Annotated in this window: 14 protein-coding genes; 10 read left to right on the top strand and 4 right to left on the bottom strand. The window is 64.8% G+C overall.

Annotated features, from left to right (window positions below):
- Nucleotides 1-14 precede the first annotated feature (14 nt).
- The 8 genes from bchY to pufC all read left to right on the top strand — a co-directional run bounded on the left by bchY (nucleotide 15) and on the right by pufC (nucleotide 6,853).
- The gene (gene bchY, locus QM659_RS01300) at nucleotides 15-1,610 is read left to right on the top strand and encodes a chlorophyllide a reductase subunit Y (protein ID WP_415187084.1); all 1,596 of its coding nucleotides are present in this window, start codon (nucleotides 15-17) and stop codon (nucleotides 1,608-1,610) included.
- Nucleotides 1,604-3,055 (top strand): chlorophyllide a reductase subunit Z, encoded by a 1,452-nt coding sequence (gene bchZ / locus QM659_RS01295; RefSeq protein ID WP_415187083.1) that lies wholly within the window; start codon nucleotides 1,604-1,606, stop codon nucleotides 3,053-3,055. The genes bchY and bchZ overlap by 7 nt, the downstream gene beginning before the upstream one ends.
- Entirely contained in the window at nucleotides 3,052-3,327 is a 276-nt protein-coding gene (locus tag QM659_RS01290) for a hypothetical protein (protein WP_245434117.1), read from the top strand. Before bchZ ends, QM659_RS01290 begins: the two co-directional genes overlap by 4 nt.
- A gap of 120 nt (nucleotides 3,328-3,447) precedes the next feature.
- Complete coding sequence (gene pufB, locus QM659_RS01285; protein WP_127077445.1) at nucleotides 3,448-3,666, top strand: light-harvesting antenna LH1, beta subunit; 219 nt, start codon at nucleotides 3,448-3,450, stop codon at nucleotides 3,664-3,666.
- Between the two features lie 19 nt (nucleotides 3,667-3,685).
- Nucleotides 3,686-3,862, top strand: coding sequence for a light-harvesting antenna LH1, alpha subunit (gene pufA, locus QM659_RS01280; protein ID WP_127077444.1), 177 nt, complete (start codon nucleotides 3,686-3,688; stop codon nucleotides 3,860-3,862).
- 113 nt (nucleotides 3,863-3,975) lie between these two features.
- Nucleotides 3,976-4,800 carry a photosynthetic reaction center subunit L gene (gene pufL / locus QM659_RS01275; protein ID WP_127077443.1) on the top strand — a complete coding sequence of 275 codons (825 nt, stop codon included), beginning with the start codon at nucleotides 3,976-3,978 and terminating at the stop codon, nucleotides 4,798-4,800.
- A gap of 14 nt (nucleotides 4,801-4,814) precedes the next feature.
- Entirely contained in the window at nucleotides 4,815-5,792 is a 978-nt protein-coding gene (pufM, locus tag QM659_RS01270; protein ID WP_127077442.1) for a photosynthetic reaction center subunit M, read from the top strand.
- Complete coding sequence (gene pufC, locus QM659_RS01265; protein ID WP_415187082.1) at nucleotides 5,789-6,853, top strand: photosynthetic reaction center cytochrome PufC; 1,065 nt, start codon at nucleotides 5,789-5,791, stop codon at nucleotides 6,851-6,853. The genes pufM and pufC overlap by 4 nt, the downstream gene beginning before the upstream one ends.
- 293 nt (nucleotides 6,854-7,146) lie before the next feature.
- Here the strand turns inward: pufC and addA are convergent, their stop codons facing one another.
- From addA to QM659_RS01245, 4 genes are all read right to left on the bottom strand, one after another.
- Nucleotides 7,147-10,842 carry a double-strand break repair helicase AddA gene (gene addA, locus QM659_RS01260; RefSeq protein WP_415187081.1) on the bottom strand — a complete coding sequence of 1,232 codons (3,696 nt, stop codon included), beginning with the start codon at nucleotides 10,840-10,842 and terminating at the stop codon, nucleotides 7,147-7,149.
- Nucleotides 10,835-14,083 (bottom strand): double-strand break repair protein AddB, encoded by a 3,249-nt coding sequence (addB, locus tag QM659_RS01255; protein ID WP_415187080.1) that lies wholly within the window; start codon nucleotides 14,081-14,083, stop codon nucleotides 10,835-10,837. Before addB ends, addA begins: the two co-directional genes overlap by 8 nt.
- The gene (locus QM659_RS01250) at nucleotides 14,058-14,795 is read right to left on the bottom strand and encodes a nucleotidyltransferase family protein (RefSeq protein ID WP_415187079.1); all 738 of its coding nucleotides are present in this window, start codon (nucleotides 14,793-14,795) and stop codon (nucleotides 14,058-14,060) included. The genes addB and QM659_RS01250 overlap by 26 nt, the downstream gene beginning before the upstream one ends.
- Before the next feature lie 264 nt (nucleotides 14,796-15,059).
- Entirely contained in the window at nucleotides 15,060-15,977 is a 918-nt protein-coding gene (locus QM659_RS01245; RefSeq protein ID WP_415187078.1) for a branched-chain amino acid aminotransferase, read from the bottom strand.
- A 177-nt stretch (nucleotides 15,978-16,154) separates the two neighbouring features.
- Between QM659_RS01245 and QM659_RS01240 the strand changes: the two genes are divergently transcribed.
- Nucleotides 16,155-16,889, top strand: a complete 735-nt coding sequence (locus QM659_RS01240; RefSeq protein ID WP_415187077.1) for a response regulator transcription factor — start codon at nucleotides 16,155-16,157, stop codon at nucleotides 16,887-16,889.
- Nucleotides 16,890-17,014: 125 nt separating this feature from the next.
- Complete coding sequence (locus QM659_RS01235) at nucleotides 17,015-18,418, top strand: ATP-binding protein (RefSeq protein ID WP_415187076.1); 1,404 nt, start codon at nucleotides 17,015-17,017, stop codon at nucleotides 18,416-18,418.
- The last annotated feature ends 33 nt before the right edge of the window (nucleotides 18,419-18,451 follow it).

The following is an 18,451-nucleotide window of genomic DNA, read 5'->3' as shown; positions in this document are numbered from 1 at the left end:
TTTTGCGAGTTCCCATGACAGCACTTGAACGCCATTCCTCACAAGCCGCGCCCGGCGAAGTCGTTCACGACGACGCCGGACGGATCGCGGCTGCGGAGACATCGGCCGTCAAGACTGAAGCGGGCGTCGACGGCATCGCGGGCGTCGGCTGTCATGCGGGCGCCGCAGAAATGAAGAAGGCCGCCGCCTCCGCCGGACAGAGCGAGCTTCTGGAGCAGTTGGCGAAGGATTATCCGCAAGGGCCGCACGACCAGCCGCAGACCATGTGTCCGGCCTTCGGGTCGCTGCGCATCGGGCTTCGCATGCGGCGTACGGCAACCGTTCTTTCCGGCTCCGCCTGCTGTGTCTACGGCCTGACCTTCACCTCTCATTTCTACGGCGCGAAACGCACCGTCGGCTACGTTCCCTTCAGTTCCGAAACGCTCGTCACCGGCAAGCTCTTCGAAGATATCCGTGAGGCCGTTCACAAGCTCGCGGACCCGGATCAGTACGACGCGATCATCGTCACCAATCTCTGCGTGCCGTCCGCCTCCGGCGTCCCGCTGCGTCTCCTGCCGAAGGAGATCAACGGCGTTCGCGTGGTCGGCATCGACGTCCCGGGCTTCGGCGTGCCGACGCATGCGGAGGCGAAGGACGTGCTTTCCGGCGCGATGCTGCGCTATGCGCGCGGCGAGGCCGAAGCGGGCCCCGTGCAGGCGCCGCGCGGCGGACGCTCCGAAAAGCCGACCATCACGCTCGTCGGCGAGATGTTTCCGGCCGACCCCGTCACCATCGGCATGATGCTTGAGCCGCTCGGCCTCGCCGCCGGGCCGGTCGTGCCGACGCGCGAGTGGCGCGAACTTTATTCCGCGCTCGACTGCGCCGCCGTCGCGGCGATCCACCCCTTCTACACGGCGTCGTTCCGCGAATTCGAGGCGGCTGGCCGCTCGATCGCGGGCTCCGCGCCCGTCGGCTATGACGGCACGGCTGCGTGGCTTCTAGCCATCGGTGAGCTTTGCGGCATCGCGCGCGACAAGGTCGACACCGCGCTGAACCGCATCTTGCCCGCCGTCCGCACCGCGCTCGCGAAAGCCCCGGTACAAGGCCGCATCGTCGTTTCCGGCTATGAAGGGTCTGAACTGCTGGTTGCGCGCCTGCTGATCGAAAGCGGCGCGGATGTGCCCTATGTCGGCACGGCTTGCCCAAAGACGCGCTGGTCGGACTCAGACCGCGAATGGCTCGAAGCGAAGGGCGTTCGCGTCCAGTACCGCGCCTCGCTCGAACAAGACATCGCTGCGGTGGACGAGTTCCATCCCGACCTCGCCATCGGCACGACGCCGGTCGTGCAGCACGCGAAAGCGAATGCGATCCCCGGCCTCTATTTCACCAACCTCATTTCCGCGCGACCGCTCATGGGCGTCGCGGGCGCAGGCTCCCTCGCGCAGGTGGTCAATGCGGCCATCGCCAGCAAGGCCCGCTTCGAGGAAATGAAGGCATTCTTCGGCAGCGTCGGCACGGGCTACCAGGCCGGTGTGTTCGATGAGGCTCCGAAAGAACCCGCGAAGGTCAAGGAACTGCCGTTGAAAAAGCCGTCGGCAACCGATCTTCCGAAGGAGGCCATCGGATGCTGATCGCCGATCTCGACAGGGCTGGCGGCTATTGGGGCGCGGTTTACGTCTTCACGGCTGTCAAGGGGCTTCAGGTCATCATCGACGGGCCGGTGGGCTGCGAAAACCTGCCGGTGACGGCGGTGCTGCATTACACCAACGCGCTGCCCCCGCACGAGCTTCCCATCGTCGTCACGGGGCTTTCCGAGGAAGAACTCGGCAAGACCGGGACCGAGGGCGCCATGAGACGCGCCCACAAGGTTCTCGATCCGAGGATGCCGAGCGTCGTCGTCACGGGCTCCATCGCGGAGATGATCGGCGGCGGTGTCACGCCCGAGGGCATGAACATCCAGCGCTTCCTTCCGCGCACGATCGACGAAGATCAGTGGCAGAGCGCCGACCGCGCGCTCGTCTGGCTCTGGAAGGAATACGGCGTCAAGAAGAAGGCCAAGGCGAAGCCGAAGGGGGCCGACGCCAAGCCGAGCGTGAACATCATCGGGCCGAGCTACGGCGTTTTCAATACGCCGTCCGACCTGGCCGAGATCCGCCGCCTGGTGGAAGGGATCGGCGCCGAGGTCAACCTCGTCTTCCCGCAAGGGACGCACCTGAACGACGTTCCGCGCCTCGCCGACGCCGATGCGAATATCTGCCTTTATCGCGAATTCGGCCGCCTCTTGTGCGAGGCGCTCGACAAGCCCTATCTGCAGGCGCCGATCGGGCTGCACTCGACGACGAAGTTCCTGCGCGCGCTCGGCGAAACGCTTGGTCTCGATCCCGAGCCGTTCATCGAGCGGGAGAAGCAGACGACGATCAAGCCGCTCTGGGATCTCTGGCGCTCGGTGACGCAGGACTTCTTCGGAACGGCAAGCTTCGCCATCGTTGCGAACGAGACATATGCGCGCGGCGTCCGCCATTTCCTTGAGGATGAGCTGGGGCTGCCTTGTACTTTCGCAGTATCCCGGCGCACGGGAGCGAAGACCGACAACGACGAAGTGCGCCGACTCGTCCGCGAAAAGCCGCCGCTGGTGCTGTTCGGCTCGTATAACGAACGCATGTATCTGGCCGAAGCGGGCGGACGTTCGATGTATATCCCCGCTTCTTTTCCGGGCGCGATCATTCGCCGCCATACAGGAACGCCCTTTATGGGCTACGCTGGCGCTACCTACCTCGTGCAGGAAGTCTGCAACGCATTGTTCGACGCACTTTTCAATATTCTGCCCTTGGGGAAAGATCTGGACCGGATCGAGGCGACACCCTCTCGTTTGGTGCGCCAGCTCCCCTGGGACGAGGACGCCAAGGCACTTTTCGACGAAATCGTCGAAGGGCAGCCGGTGCTCGTTCGTATCTCGGCGGCAAAGCGGCTGAGGGACGCAGCGGAGAAAGCCGCGCGCGATGCGGGAGAAGTGAGGGTTACAGTGGCGCGCCTCGGCCAGACGAGCGCGTTGGCTGTCGATGGGAGGGCCGCATGACGGCTGCGGATCTCGAATCGGGCAAGACTGAGAAGGATACGAAGACCGTGTCTTCCCTGACCGCTCAAGGCTGCCATACGCACGCCCGCATCCGGGCGCGGGAGGCGCAGGAGTTTCGGCTGATGTTTATCGCCACTTTCCCGCTTTTTCTGGCGGCAGGGCTGGTGAAGCGTGCAGTTTCCCCGCGACGCGGTGCCGCGCGGCGGAAATCCGTCTTCGCTGAAGCCCGCGCGGCTGCCAATACGTGTATTCCATTCGCGTTCATGCGATAGGAAAAGGTTTCGCCCGGAATTCGGGCAACAAGAACTCCATGGCGGAGAACGCCATGGCGACCCGGCCGCGAGGGCAATGCGCGGTAACTGCAAGAGTCCACTTTAGCGGAGATCAAGCTTATGGCTCAAGAAGAAAGGGATGTCTCGCTCACCGGGCTGACCGAAGGCGAGGCGAAGGAATTTCACAGCATCTTTGTTGCTAGCTTCATCGGCTTCAGCATCGTTGCGATCATCGCTCACGTTCTTGCTTGGAACTGGCGTCCTTGGGCTCGCCCGCTCGCCGACCTCGGCGACGGCGTGCAGACCGCGGCCCTGACCATCGTCCAGTATCTCGCCTAATTCATAAGGAGAAAATCACATGTGGCGCATTTGGCTTCTTTTTGATCCCCGCCGGGTTCTGGTCGCGCTGTTCGCGTTCCTGGTTGTCCTGGGTCTCCTGATCCACTTCATCCTCCTCAGCACCACCCGCTACAACTGGATCGACACTCCCGCTCCGGCTGCGGCTGCTCAGAACTCCGCCCTTCCGGCTCGCTGAGCGGTTGGGACCACACAGAATGGCGGATGAGGATAGTCGCGCCTCATCCGCTTTCTTGGGACTTTTTCAAAGGGAGGTCGAGCGGCGGCTCGCCTCCTAATTGGAGGTGAGCGATGGCATTGCTCAGTTATGAAAAAAAATACCGTGTTCGAGGTGGCACCCTCGTAGGGGGCGACCTTTTCGACTTCTGGGTGGGCCCATTCTATGTCGGATTTTTCGGGGTCACCACGCTGTTCTTTGCTATCCTTGGAACGGCTTTGATCGTTTGGGGGGCTGCCCAAGGGCATACTCTCAATATCTGGAAAATCAACATCGCTCCTCCAGACCTCAGTTACGGTTTGGGTGTGGCTCCCCTTGCAAAGGGCGGTCTGTGGCAGCTCATCACGATCTGTGCCACCGGCGCGTTCATCTCATGGGCGCTGCGCGAGGTTGAAATCTGCCGCAAGCTGGGCATCGGCTATCACGTGCCGATCGTCTTCAGCGTCGCGATCTTTGCGTATCTCACCCTTGTCGTCATCCGTCCGGTTCTCCTGGGCGCCTGGGGCTTTGGCTTTCCCTACGGCATCCTCAGTCACCTAGATTGGGTATCCAACACCGGATATCAATATCTGCACTTCCACTACAACCCTGCCCACATGCTCGCGATCTCGTTCTTCTTCCTGACGGCGCTCCTTCTCGCGATGCACGGCGGTCTCATTCTCTCGGCCCTCAATCCCGGTGACCGCGATGTCGTGAAGACCCCCGAGCACGAAAACGCCTTCACACGCGATCTTCTGGGTTATTCCGTCGGCACCATCGGCATTCATAGACTCGGTGTTTTCACAGCGATCATGGCGGTTCTCTTTAGCGCCCTCTGCATCCTGCTGAGCGGACCCTTCTGGACCAAGGGTTGGCCCGAGTGGTGGAACTGGTGGTTCAACATCCCAGTCTGGCGCTAGGGGGGGAACATACCATGGCCGAATATCAAAATATCTTTACGCAAGTTCAAGTTAAGGGACCGGCCCATCTGGGCGTGCCCCTCTATCGCGACCAGTACGGCCGCACCGGCAAACCGTTCCACGTCTATCTGCTCGGCATCATCGGTGACGCGCAGATCGGCCCCATCTATCTCGGCTTGACCGGCGTCGCTTCGATCATCTTCGGGTTCATCGCCATCGAGATCATCGGTCTCAACATGGCCGCCTCGGTGGATTGGAGCCCCGCGCAGTTCGTGAAGCAGCTTCCCTGGCTCGCCCTCGAGCCGCCGGCACCGGAGAACGGGCTTAAAATCCCGCCGTTGAATCAAGGCGGCTGGTGGCTCTGGGCCGGCTTCTTCATGACGGCTTCGGTGCTTCTGTGGTGGGCTCGTACTTACCTCCGCGCCCGTCAGCTCGGCATGGGCACGCACATCGCCTGGGCTTTCGCTTCCGCGATCTTCCTGATGCTGTCGCTCGGTCTTTTCCGCCCCGTCCTCATGGGCACCTGGGGTGAAGCGGTTCCGTTCGGCATTTTCCCGCATCTCGATTGGACAACGGCGTTTTCGATCCGCTACGGGAACCTGTACTACAACCCGTTCCACATGCTCTCGATCGCCTTCCTCTACGGTTCCGCGCTTCTCTTCGGGATGCACGGCGCCACGATCCTCGCGGTCAGCCGTTTCGGCGGTGAGCGCGAAATCGAACAGTCGACCGATCGCGGCACCGCGCTTGAGCGCGCTGGTCTCTTCTGGCGCTGGACCATGGGCTTCAACGCTTCCATGGAATCGATCCATCGCTGGGCTTGGTGGTTTGCGGTTCTCTGCCCGGCCACTGGCGCTATCGGTATCCTTCTGACCGGAACTGTCGTCGATAACTGGTACCTCTGGGGCATCAAGCACGGTATCGTGCCCGTTTATCCCGAGACTCTGCCCGTCGTCGTTGACCCGGCCCTTCTTCCGGGAGCTCCCAAATGAGTTACAAGCAACGAATCCTGACCCTTGCCCTTGCGGGCGCGGCACTGGCGGTCTTCCTGGTTGTCTTTGCCTATTACACGCTGCAGCGTCCTACCGTTGAATGGCTGCAGTGGGGGTATCGCGGTACGGGCTTGGTGCACATCGTCAACTCCCGCGATATCGACAGCCCGACGCAGAAGGCGCTGCACGCTGTCCCCGAGCCGGAAGAGAAAATCGATCCGGCTGGCACGAAGGCTTCGGCCGTGTATCAGAACGTCAAGGTTCTCGGCGATCTCGACTCGAACGAGTTCCTGCGGTTCATGACGGCGATCACCAAGTGGGTGGCGCCGGAGCAGGGCTGCGCGTACTGCCACAACGAAGCGGATTTTGCTGACGAGAACGTCTACACCAAGATCGTTTCTCGCCGCATGATCCAGATGACCCAGGATCTCAACGCGAAATGGAAGTCTCACGTTGCTATCAAGGGACAGGGCGTCACCTGCTACACCTGCCACCGCGGCAATCCGATCCCGAAGAACGTCTGGTACACTCCGGTCGAACCTCGGTTCTCGAAGGCTCTGCTCGGCAATCTCGCCGGCCAGAACCAGCGCTCTCCGGCCGTTGGCCTGACATCGCTGCCGTTCGATCCGTTCACGCCCTTCCTCGTGAAGAGCGAGCAGATCCGGGTCACCGGTCCGACCGCCCTGCCGACGACGAACCGTCAGTCGCTCAAGCAGGCGGAATGGACCTACGCCCTGATGATTTCCTTCTCGAAGTCGCTCGGCGTGAACTGCACGTACTGCCACAACACTCAGGACTTCGCATCCTGGGGTGCAAGTTCTCCGCAGCGTGTGACTGCCTGGTATGGCATTCGCATGGTTCGGGACATCAACAACAACTACATCAATCCGCTGACGCCGCTTTACGCGAACGTCCCAGGCCGCAAGGGCCCGGCTGGCGACATCGCCAAGGCGAACTGCGCGACCTGCCACCAAGGCGCTTTCAAGCCTCTCCGTGGTGTGAGCCAGCTGAAGGATTATCCCGTGCTCGCGGGTCCCTCCGCTGCGGTGAAGACGCAGTAACTCAAAGACAGATGCCGGCGCTTGCCGCCGGCATCTTTTTGCCATTGCTCAAGAACAGAAACCCTCGCTCCAGCGGGGGTTTTTGTTTTTCGCGTCGAGAGGCCAGTGCGCCCTGAAGCAGTATCCGTTCGGGCCGCGTCGCATTCGTCGGCCTTCGCGCATTGTCGGGGTTATTCGGGATGATGTGGCCGCCCGACCGCCCGCGTTGCGATCCAGACGGCGCCTCCACCTTCTTGCGTTTCTGAAAGTTGGAAAACGCCCGAACCTTTCCGTCGGGCTCGCTGCGGGAAGACTCAACTCCGGTCTTCAAACGAGGGGCCCATGTCGGTCGACCCAAGGTGGCGGATGCGCCGGGCGTCGCCGCGATACGCGCCCAGAGACACGCCGAGCGCCAACGACGCCAAACACGTGTCGAGCGCCTTTTTCTCCGGCTCGACGATCGAGGCGGAGCGGGTGTTGAGAAGCGATGCGCGGATGTTCGCAGCGGGGTAGAGCTGCCTGAGCGCCAGGCGATAGGCTGCCAGTTGCGCGACGTAAGCGGCAGGCAGTTGCTCGCCGTCCGAAGGCGCGCCCGATTTGTAGTCCAGAAGCTCGACGTCGCGCCCGCCGAACGAGATGCGGTCGCACTGTCCAAGGATTGCGGCTTGCCGTTCTTCCGTTCGCAGCACGACGGCAATCCCGGCCTCCGTGAGCACCCGGTCGCCGCACTGCCGAAGGTCAGGCATGGCAAGCAACATCCCGACACTTGCGAGAGCGGCTTCGATGCGGTCGCCGGGAAGACTGTCGCGGAACGCCGCCGCCACGAGCTGGCCAGCCTCGGAACGTCTGTCTGCGGGCAGGCCGGGAAGGATTTCGAGAAGGCGGTGAACGAGAAGGCCGGTCTTTTGTGCTACCTCCCTCGGGATGGCGTCTTGCGGTGTGGCCGACTCCGATCCAAAGGCTTCCAGCGCCGGCTCGGCGAAGGCGCCGGGGAGAGAAACGAGCGCATCCCCATCAAAATTGGCGGACGGGTCGCCAGAAGGCGATCCCGGCGCGGCGCAAAAACTTTCGAGCGCGGACGCGGCGAGAAGCATGCGGCCCCGCCCCATGGTAGGCGTTTTGCGAGCCCAGTCGGGCAGGGCGGTCAACTTTGATCCGCCGAAGTCTCGCCCGGCGAAGCCGACGCCCGGCAATACCGATCCGAAGCGCCAGAACGCGCGGCCGCTATCGTCGACGCCCTCGACCGCGTGCGGCTCAAGCGCCGTCTTCACCGTGTCGAACCAGCAGCCTTCGGGCAGCGTCTCGCCCGTGTGGGCGCCCACGATACAGAGACGGTCGCGCGCTCGCGTCATGGCTACATAAAGAAGGCGCGCCGATTCATGCCTCGACGCTTCGGCAAGCTCGCTCTTTTCATTTGCGACGGGCGAAAGCGCGCCAGAACCCTTGATCGCCCAGACAGGCACGCGAACGCCATCGGCGGGATCTTCAAGAGCCAGCACGGGTGGCTGCCGTCCAGCCTTCGTGCTGCACGCATCGGCAAGGATGACGACCGGCGCCTCAAGGCCCTTTGCGCCGTGAACCGTCATGATCCGCACTTCCCGCGGCGCTTGATCCGTCTCGCGCTTAACCTCGGCCGCGCCCTGACGCACAAAAGAGAGGAAATCCGCGAGCCTCCCGCGCTCCGCCGCGCTGAAGTTTTCAGCGAGGTTCAAAAGCTCGTCCATCGCATCGAAGCATTGCGCGCCGAGCCTTGCGCCGAAGACCGAGCGGCCATCGACAAGGCCGTCGATGCGCGTGCCGCCGTTCTTTGAGCGGCTTCCCTCGCCAGGATCGGACGCCGCGGGCAACGGATGATCGAGGATGCGGGCGTAAAAATCGAACGGGGAAAGACTGTGTGCCAGATCGCGCCATAAAGCGATTCGTGTGGCTGCTTCGGTGAAGCGGGCCCCTGAGCCAGACTCGCCGTTTACGCCAAGCGCGGCCCAAAGCGAGCCTCCGGGCGGATGGCGCAGCGCGAATAGGTCGTCGTCGGAAAATCCGAACAGCGGACCTTTCAGCACAGCCGCGAGGGCCAGGTCGTCCTCCGGCTGGAGCAGCGCATCGCCAAGCGCGAGCAGGTCCATCACCGCGAGGTCGTCCACGAGCGACATTCTGTCCGCGCCCGCTACGGGCACACCCTCGCGTTTCAGCGCGGCCTGAAGCAGGCCCGCCATTGGCTGCCGCTTCTTCAGAAGGATCAAGATGTCGCCCGGCTCGATGGAGCGGCCCGCGCGCCCGAGCGCTGCGCCGCCGTCGAGCCAGCCGCGCACCTTCGCCGCGATCCGCGCCGCAAGCGCCTCCGCCGGTTTTGCGGTGGCCGCCGCGTCTCCTTCCGGCGTCCAGACATCGCCCTTGTCTTGCCGGGTGCCGCTTTCGGGCTGCCAAAGCTCGACAAGGCCCCCATCGTCGTCGCGATTGGCGATGTGCGGCATGGGCGCGGCGCTCAAGCCGTCGCCCAGCGTCGCGGAAACGAGGTCGACCGCCGAAAGCACCGGCGCGAGTGTCCTGAACGAGAGGTCGAGGCCCACGGTCCGGAACGGCATCTGCGTCATGCGCGCCTTCTCCGAGTAAGCCTCGCCGAACGCGGCCAGAAATTCGGGGCGTGCGCCCTGAAAGCCGTAGATCGACTGCTTTTCGTCGCCGACCGCGAACAGCGTCGGCATGCTCGCGCGCGCGCTCTCGCCGGAGAAGAACTCGGCGGTCAGCGCGTTGACGATGGCCCACTGCTCGGGGCTCGTGTCCTGCGCCTCGTCGACGAGGACGTGATCGATGCGGCCGTCGAGCTGATAGAGCACCCATTCAGCCGCGTCGTCGCGGCGGAGAAGCTCCAGCGTCTTTTCGATGAGATCGTCGAAATCGACAGCGCCCAGCGCGTGCTTCTCGGTCTCGTAGGCATCGAAGATCGCCGCCGCGAGCCGGAACAGCGCCGCCGTCGCCGCGACGACCTTCGCGGCGCAGATCCTTCGGTCGAGGTCGAAGAAGACGGCTTGAGCCCTTGAAAGTTGCTCGCACAAGGCGGGCGCGCGCCGCTGGGTCGGAGCGGTGGCCAGCCTTTTTTTCGGCTCCCCGCTTTTCGTCCCGAGCGCCGCTTTGATGCAGGCGCATCTGGACGCAGCGTCCGGCGCGCCCATCGCCAGACGCAAATTCGCGGCAATCTCGGCCTCGGTCTTCCCCCCCTCGGCAAAAACGGCGACGATCTCGCGGATCGCGTCATCGCTCAGCACCTCCGCCGCGCGATCGGTGAGACCGGCAGCGGTTTCGTTTGCCGCAAGTCCGAAGATACGCCGAAGCCGCGCTTCCACCGGTGCTATGCGGTCTCCTTCCGGCCCGACGCTCAACAGATAGCGGATCGTGCGACGATGGCCGAGCATCTCCTGCAGCACGCGACCGAATTCGTCCTCGGCCGCATGGGCGACCGCAGTGGTGAGGGCATCGCGCATCGCGCCGGTTTTCGCCCCGGAGAAGGCTTCCGCCTTCGCAGCCGCCAGCGCGTCGCGCGCCTCCTCCTCCGTCATCACGCTGAAGCCCGGCGGCACGTTGGCCTCGAAGCTGAAGCGGCGCAGCAGGCGTTCGCAGAAACTGTGAATGGTCATGATCGGCAGGCCGCCCGGCGCATCCGTCACGGTCGCGAACAGCGTGCGCGCGGCGGCCAGCTCGCCGGCCTCGGCCGGCCGGTCGAGCAGCGCCGAAAGTGCCGCATCCAGCGTGGGCGCATCGGCGGTGGCCCATTCGCCCATCGTCTTCAGCACGCGCGCTTCCATCTCGGCGGCGGCGTTCTTGGTGAAGGTCAGGCAAAGGATCGAGCGCGGCGCGGCGCCCGCGAGACAAAGCCGCAGGATGCGCTGGACGAGGACGTGCGTTTTGCCGGTTCCCGCATTCGCCCGCACCCAGGCCGAAACGAAAGGATCGGCGGCCGACCGCTGCTTGCGACTGGCCTCGGCGAGGCGGGCTTCGCGGATTGCGTCAGTCATCGCCGCCGCCTCCGTCTTCCACTCCATTGTCTTCACCGCCAGCCGCCGCCGACCATTCCTTGACGCGCGCCAGATGCGCATACGGGTCGTTGTCGGCCTTGTCGCGGAAGATCGCGCGGGCCTCATAGGTGTAAGGCGTCGCCTCGTCGTCGAAGCGCGCGATGCGCAGGAGCAGCCCCGCCTTCGCGGCGGCGATGGCTTCCCCGCACGGCATCTTCAGCGTGACGATGTCGCCCGGTGGCTCTCCGCCTGACGCCACGATATAGCAGAGGTCAGGCGCGCTGTTCGCCGGCAGTCCAGCGAACGCGCCTTCGATGGCGAGCATGCCTTCCAGCGCGAGCTGAGGCGCGCCTCTCCGCGCGGATGTGGTTGCCGCATTCGCGCTGGTCTTGAAGTCGAAGATCCGCAGAGAACCATCCTCGCCAAGGTCGATGCGATCCGCTCGCGCCGTCACTTCAAACGGTCCTGCCGCTCCTTCTGCCGTGAGCTTCACCTTGCCGCCGACCTCGCTCTTCAGGAGCCGCAGGCCCTTTCGCCTTTGCGCTTCCGTCGCCGCGAACCAGTCGGCGAAGCGGGCGAAGCGTGGACGCCAGAACGGCGCGGAGTCGAGGTCGAAGCCGAGTTCCTCAGCCGCGCGGTCGAGGCATGCGACGAGGCGTGCCGCAGCATCCTCCGGCACGCGGTCGGGCCAGGCCTCGAAAAAGCGGTTGAGCGCCGCGTGATAGAGCGTGCCCTTGTCGCGGGCGTCGTGGGTCTCGCCGATGCGGCGCAGCGCTTCGAGCCCGAGGATAGAACGAGCGTAGATCGCATAGGGGTTCGCGAACCACGTCTCGATGGCGGTGACGGAAAGGCGGCGCGGCCGAGCGGACAGCGGCGGACGCGGCTCCGGCGGCGCGACGGGCGTAACCGCCGCAGGCGCGCGGCGCGCCCGCGCCAATTCGAGCCATGCCGCGCTGGAGTCGATCTCCGCGAACCGGCCCACGCCGCGCGCGAGCGTGGCGATGCGCGCGACCCAGCGGCTCGGGCGTGCAAGGCTGCCATTCGCCTTCTTGGCGCGGGTGAGCACGACGCGCGGTGCGGCGGCGGCGAGCGAGGCGAAATCATGCGCGGCCTGCCCGACGCGGCGTTCCTCGGGCGAGAGGCCCACGATAGTCCGGTCCTGCCGGTTCAGCCAAGGGCTCGGCCCCGGCGTCTGCGGCCACACGCCCTCGTTCAGCCCGCCGAGGACGACGACGTCGGCAGTAAGAAGGCGCGCGTCGAGAGGGCTCAGGAGCAACAGGCGGGGATGCGGACTGTGCGCGTCGGATGTCGGCTCCGTCCGCGCCAGTTCGGCGAAAAAGGCGGCATATTCCTTGATGTCGAGCGCGAGGGGCGGCACGTCGACGGCAAACACGTCGGCAAGCGAAGGTCTTTCTCCGCTCTCATCGCACACGAGGCCGATAGCGGCGAGACGCGCCAGCGCTTCGTCATGCACGCTCACCCAACGGAAGAAGGGAAGGGGGGAATCTCCGTTTCCGTCGCCGTGCTCCGGTGCCGGGTCGGCGGCGTTCGCGGTCAGCGGCGACAGCGCATCGAGCACGTCGCCCGCGAGAAGCCGCGCGGTTTCCCATTCCTCGGCGCCGATCCGGCGCATGGCCGGGTGCCGGGCTTCGCCGCTCGCAATGGCGTGCTGCGCGCGGGCAAGCGCCGCCGGAATGCCGTTCATGGTAGCCGGGCGCCACATTTGCCGCGCGGCGCCGAGATCGACGAGTTCGGCGAGGCGAAGAAAAAGGGCGCGGTTCGCGCCATGCGCGAGCCTGAGCAGCGCCGTGAAATCCTCGGGCTTGCCGCTTGACACCGCGGCCGCCACGCGCAGGGCGAAAGCATGGCGCGGCGCGGCGGGTGGTTCGCTTGCCATTCCCCACCCCGCAAGGGCATGGCGGACGCGAGCCCTCAGCGCGTCGTCGGGCGTGACGAGCGCGACATGCGCAGCTTCATCTTCGAGGGCGGCGCGAAGGATCAGCGCGACGACCGCCGCTTCTTCCTGACTCGTTTCGGCTTCGACGAGCGTCAGCCCCGGCGCGAGCGTGCCGCGCGGCGCGGCATGCAAGGAAACGTCCGAGGAGACTTCGCGGCCGGTTGTCTCTGCGTCAGCGTCGGCGCGGCCCGCCTCGGTCTTCCGGGCTGCCACATAATCCGCCCATCTCGCCGTCGTGGAGGCGGGCCGCAGGGCCTCGCTGAGGAACGCCGCGCGGATCGGATCGCCGCCAGCAGGCAGAGCGCGCGCGGTTTCGATCTCGCGCACACCGTCGCGGTCGACGCCAAGTCGCGCGAGCAACTGCCAAAGGCCGTGCTGCGGATGCTCCGGGTGCTGTGAGATGGTCTGCCACGATGCGTCATCGAGCGCGCGGTCGAGGTCGTGCAGAATGACGGCCGAGCGCGCACGCCCGACAAGCGCCTCCATCAGTCCCATGGTCGCGGCGACGCTGCCGGTCGACCCGGCGACGATCACCGGCGCGCTGCTCGCTCGGATGAACGCCGCCTCAAGCGCCATGAGGCGATTGCGGCGTTCTTCGCGGTCGAGACGGCGGCTGCGCTTCTTGTGCGCATCCCAAGCCTTGCGCACGGCGCGCAGGATCTGCAGCGAGATCTGCTCGCTGCCGGAAGCGTGGCCCCTGTCGAGCCGGTCGATTTTCGAGAGGTCGGCCCGTTCGCGGTGTGCGTCGTCGATGAGGCTTGCGATGTCCGCCGCGATCTTCGCCGCGCTCGCCGCCGTCACGGCAGAGAACAGTTGCTCGCCAAGCTCCATCCGCGTGCTGTGGATGTCTCGCGCGGCCTTCATCGCCGCAGCGCTCACATGGACGCGGCGTTCGATATCCCCGGCAGGTTTCGGCACGTCCAGCGCCTCGCGGAGGAGGGCGAGCGCGGCCCCGGCGTCCATATGTGGGGCGTAGGCCGCGAACATGTCGAGCGGATCGGCGTCGCCCAGCACGGGGATGCGCGGGAGGAAGGTTGCACCGCAGGGGCTGAGGTCGAGGAGCGCGAGCTTCAGCGGCGTGACGGCGGCTTGCGACGGCACATAGACATTCAGCGCCGGGAGGTCGTGCGGCTCGGGCTCGCCTTCGCCGAAAAACGCGCCGTCCAGGATCGCGGCGGCGAGCGCGGGCAGAAACGGGCGATGCGGCGGACAGGTGAAGACAGGGGCGGCGCTGGCGCGCGCGGCCGAAAACCCAAGTTCAAGCTGTGCGCCGCCGTCCCTCATTCAGGAACCGTTCCGCATCCGCCAGGGCTTCAGGCGTGCCGACATGCATCCACGTTCCATTCAGTTCCACCCCGAACAATCGACCTTGAGCCATAGCCTTGTCGAAGATTCGGTTCAAGGAGAACGCCCGATCGGCAATACCGTCGAACAGCGCCGGGTTGAGGATCGACACGCCCGCATAGACATGCGCCGCTTCGCCCTCGGAAGGGCGCCGCGCGAGACGGCCATCCTCGCCCAGAGTGTAATCGCCGCGCCCGTCATAGCCAAGGCTCCGGTCGCGTCGCGCGAGCAGGAGAAGCACGTCCATGCGATGCGGCTCCCACGCGGCGGTCAGCGCGGCAACGTTCGAGCGCCCGCCGTCTTTCCAGACGCTGTCGGAATTGTGCACGATGAAGGGATGCGGGCCCAGAAGCGGCAGGGCCCTTGCGACGCCGCCACCGGTTTCAAGCACGGCGTCGCGTTCGTCGGAAACGACGATCTCCGGCGTGGGTCGCCCCTGGAGATGCGTTTCGATCAGGTCCGCGAGATAATGCACGTTCACCACGGAGCGCGTGATACCCGCCTCCGCCAGCCGGTCGAGCGCGTGATCGATCAGCGCGCGCCCGTCCAGGCGGACGAGCGGCTTCGGGATCGTGTCGGTGATGGGCCGCATGCGCGTTCCGAAGCCCGCCGCCAGCACCATCGCGGTATTGATCTTGTCTTCGCGCGCCATTCCATCTCCACGAAAAGACCGCGAGCCGGTATGCAAGCTTCGCGGCCACACACCGCTAGCCGCACCCCGCGCCGCGTCTGCCAAAGGGCGAAGGAGCGCAGAAAATCGCCGTGAGCATGGCGGCTCGCGTTTTAAGCGGGAAAATATGTCAGCGGACACTGGTCTGGCTTGGGTGCCCGGGCTGGCAGTCTGGCGGCTCCGAAAGCGACCGCTCGACATGAAAATGGCCGGGAAGCCCCGGCCATCGCGTCGTCTTTGCTGTCGTCACGCTGCCAGATGGCGCAGCCTGTCCGGCCGGGTGCTGGGACGCGCGAGCGCGCTGTATTCTTCCATCAGCGATTTCGTGATCTCGCCGACGGTAAAGCGATACTCGCCGATTTCCGAGACGGGCGTCACTTCCGCGGCCGAACCGGTCAGGAAGCACTGCTCGAAACCCGCCATCTCCTCCGGCTGGATCCGGCGTTCATGCACCGTGATGCCGCGCGCCTTCGCCAGCGCGATGAGGGTCTGGCGCGTGATGCCGTTCAGGAAGCAGTCGGCGTTCGGCGTGTGGATCTCGCCGTCCTTCACGAAGAAGATGTTTGCGCCCGTGGCCTCGGCGACGTAGCCGCGCCAGTCGAGCATCAGCGCGTCGTTATAGCCGAGGTCCATCGAGCGATGCTTCTCGATGGTGCAGATCATGTAAAGCCCGGCGGCCTTCGCGGTGGAAGGGGCGGTGGCCGGATCGGGCCGGTGGTACTGCGCGAAACAAAGGCGGATGCCCTTCAGCCGCTCCTCCATCGGGAAGTATGAGCCCCAGTCCCAGACCGCGACGGCGACGTGGATCCTGGAGTGCTTGGCGGCGACGCCCATCTCTTCCGGGCCGCGCCATGCGATCGGACGGATGTAGCCTTCATCGAGCTTTTGCGCCTTGATCACGTCGCGATACGCCTGATCGAGCTGTTCGGCCGAATAGGGAACCTCGAAGCCGAGGATTTCAGCCGACGCGCGAAGCCGCTCGGAGTGACGCCGGGAGGCGAAAACCTCGCCTTCATAGATGCGCGCGCCTTCGAACACGCCGCTGCCGTAATGGAGTGCATGCGTCAGGACGTGAACCTTCGCATCGCGCCACGGTACGAGGCCGCCGTCCATCCAAATGAAACCGTCGCGTTGGTCATAAGGAATAGGGGCTGGGCCAGCCATCGTAAGTCTCCATTCGTTCTTGATCTTGTTCGTCGAAAATCGGTGCGCAAGGCACACGAATCCAGCCTCGGAAATGCCGAAGTGGATGAAATAAAGCGCTTCAATATCGCTTGCGTCCAGTCAAAAGTTATCATCACTTATCGTCAAGCTCTTGCAAAGAATGAGGCCCGCCTGCCCATGACTTCCGTGACAGCGTCCGACGTGTCGGCGTCCGAGATGGACGCGCCCCCGCTTTCCGACGACGCTCCGCACATTCTCGTTGTCGACGACGACGAGCGCATTCGCGATCTGCTCGCGGGATATCTCCGTCAGAACGGGTTTCGCGTGACGCAGGCCAGCGACGGCGCTGCCGCGCGCGCGAAGCTTCGGAGCATCGCGTTCGACTGCCTCATCCTCGACGTCATGATGCCGGGTGAGAGCGGTTTCGACATCGCCGAGTGGTTGAGGACGGAATCCGACGTCGCCATCCTGATGCTGACCGCACGCTCGGAGCCGGAGCACCGCGTTCGCGGCCTGGAACTCGGCGTTGACGACTATGTGGCGAAGCCCTTCGAGCCGCGCGAACTTCTCCTGCGCCTGCAGAACATCCTGCGCCGCCACGCTTCGCCCAAGACGAAGCACGGAGAGGTGCGTTTCGGGCCTTTCGTGTTCGACCTCAAGAAAAACGAGTTGAAGCGCGGCGATGAGCCGATCCGGCTCACGGACCGCGAGCGGGAGGTGCTGCGCGAATTTGCGCTGGCCGGCGGAGAACTCGTTTCGCGCGAGGATCTCGCGAGGCTCGGTGAATATGAGAACGAGCGCGCCGTCGACGTTCAGATCAACCGGCTTCGTCAGAAGATCGAGACCGACCCGGCAAACCCCGCCTACCTCCATACGGTGCGGGGCAAGGGCTATATTCTCTATCTGGACTGAGGCCGCATGCGGTTTGCTGCGCGCAAATCGCCTCACGCCGGACGGCGCCAAACAGAGGGGTACGGGCCATTTCGCTGGACCTGACCGATAAGGCAAGCGGCACAGCCGCCACCGTCACGCCCTCCGTGGCGCAGGAAGGCGAGCCTCTGGCGCGCGCGCCATTCCTTTCGCGCGTGTTTTCCGTTCTCGGCTCGCTCGCGCCGAAGGGCCTCTATACGCGTGCGCTCATCATCATCATCGCGCCGATCGTCATCCTTCAATCGATCCTTGCCTTCGTCTTCCTCGACCGGCACTGGCAGGTCGTGACGCGCCGCCTGTCTGTCGCAACCGCGCAGGATATCGCGATGCTTGCCGATACCTACGAGGCAATGACGGCGAAAACACCGGACGATCTCGACCGCCTTTCCCGTCTTGCGCGCGAAAACCTCTCGCTTTCGGTCCGCTTCCTTCCCGGCGATCAACTGCCGGTTACACGATCGAAGCCATTCTTCGGCTTTCTCGACCGCTACCTTTCGGGGGAAATCAGCCGCCGCATCAACAGGCCGTACTGGATCGATACGGTCGGCTCGTCGAACTACATCGAAGTCCGCATCAAGCTTGACGGGGCGGTGATGCGGGTGCTTGCCCAGCGCGCGCAACTCATCCCGTCGAACACGCATTTCTTTATCGTGTGGATGGTGACCTCGGCGACGATCCTGCTCATTGTCGCCATCCTGTTCCTGAGGAACCAGATCCGCCCGATCCTGGCGCTGGCCGATGCCGCAGACCGTTTCGGGCGTGGACGCCCCGCGCCACCGGATTTCCGGGTTCGCGGCGCGCGCGAGGTGCGGCTTGCGGCGCAAGCTTTTCTCGACATGCGCGACCGCATCGAGCGCCACGTCGAACAGCGTACCATCATGCTCGCGGGCGTGAGCCACGATCTGCGCACGATCCTCACCCGCTTCCGTCTCCAGCTTGCGATGATGCGCGCACCGCAGATCGAAGCGCTGAAGCGCGACGTCGACGAGATGCAGCAAATGCTCGAAGATTACATGGCCTTCGCGAAGGGTGCCGCGGGCGAGAAGATCCGGCGCGTCGATGTCCGCAGCATTCTCGAAGAATTGCAGGCGGCGGTGGAAGAGCCTGGCAAGACGCTTCGGCTCGACGTGCGGCAGAATCCGCTGATCGTGGCGCTGCGCCGCAACGCGTTCAAGCGCGCTGTGCTGAACCTCGTCACCAATGCAACGCGCTACGCGAACACGATCCAGATTCGCGCGCTGCGTTCGCACGGCTGGCTTACGGTCGTGGTGGAGGATGACGGACCCGGCATTCCGGCCGACAAGCGGGAAGTCGTGTTCCGGCCGTTCCACAGCCTCGACGCCGCTCGCAACCAGAACAAGAAAAGCTCCGGGCTGGGACTCGCCATCGCGCGCGACATCGTGAGGAGCCACGGCGGCGACATTACGCTCGACAAAAGCAATCTCGGCGGCCTGAAGGCCGTGATCCGCATTCCGTCGAAGCACGTGAGCGAGGACGTCGCCGCCGATTAGGCCGACGCCAAACCGCCCGCCGGAATGAACCCT

Origin of the sequence: Rhodomicrobium sp. (assembly GCF_047605405.1) — a bacterium.
Taxonomy (GTDB): domain Bacteria; phylum Pseudomonadota; class Alphaproteobacteria; order Rhizobiales; family Rhodomicrobiaceae; genus Rhodomicrobium; species Rhodomicrobium lacus.
The sequence above is the reverse complement of the archived record's forward strand: the minus strand, read 5'-3'. Positions and strand labels throughout refer to the sequence as shown.

Coding starts and splice junctions, on each gene's coding strand:
- bchY (WP_415187084.1), top strand. CDS start 15: ATGACAGCACTTGAACGCCATTCCTCACAAGCCGCGCCCGGCGAAGTC.
- bchZ (WP_415187083.1), top strand. CDS start 1,604: ATGCTGATCGCCGATCTCGACAGGGCTGGCGGCTATTGGGGCGCGGTT.
- QM659_RS01290 (WP_245434117.1), top strand. CDS start 3,052: ATGACGGCTGCGGATCTCGAATCGGGCAAGACTGAGAAGGATACGAAG.
- pufB (WP_127077445.1), top strand. CDS start 3,448: ATGGCTCAAGAAGAAAGGGATGTCTCGCTCACCGGGCTGACCGAAGGC.
- pufA (WP_127077444.1), top strand. CDS start 3,686: ATGTGGCGCATTTGGCTTCTTTTTGATCCCCGCCGGGTTCTGGTCGCG.
- pufL (WP_127077443.1), top strand. CDS start 3,976: ATGGCATTGCTCAGTTATGAAAAAAAATACCGTGTTCGAGGTGGCACC.
- pufM (WP_127077442.1), top strand. CDS start 4,815: ATGGCCGAATATCAAAATATCTTTACGCAAGTTCAAGTTAAGGGACCG.
- pufC (WP_415187082.1), top strand. CDS start 5,789: ATGAGTTACAAGCAACGAATCCTGACCCTTGCCCTTGCGGGCGCGGCA.
- addA (WP_415187081.1), bottom strand. CDS start 10,842: ATGACTGACGCAATCCGCGAAGCCCGCCTCGCCGAGGCCAGTCGCAAG.
- addB (WP_415187080.1), bottom strand. CDS start 14,083: ATGAGGGACGGCGGCGCACAGCTTGAACTTGGGTTTTCGGCCGCGCGC.
- QM659_RS01250 (WP_415187079.1), bottom strand. CDS start 14,795: ATGGCGCGCGAAGACAAGATCAATACCGCGATGGTGCTGGCGGCGGGC.
- QM659_RS01245 (WP_415187078.1), bottom strand. CDS start 15,977: ATGGCTGGCCCAGCCCCTATTCCTTATGACCAACGCGACGGTTTCATT.
- QM659_RS01240 (WP_415187077.1), top strand. CDS start 16,155: ATGACTTCCGTGACAGCGTCCGACGTGTCGGCGTCCGAGATGGACGCG.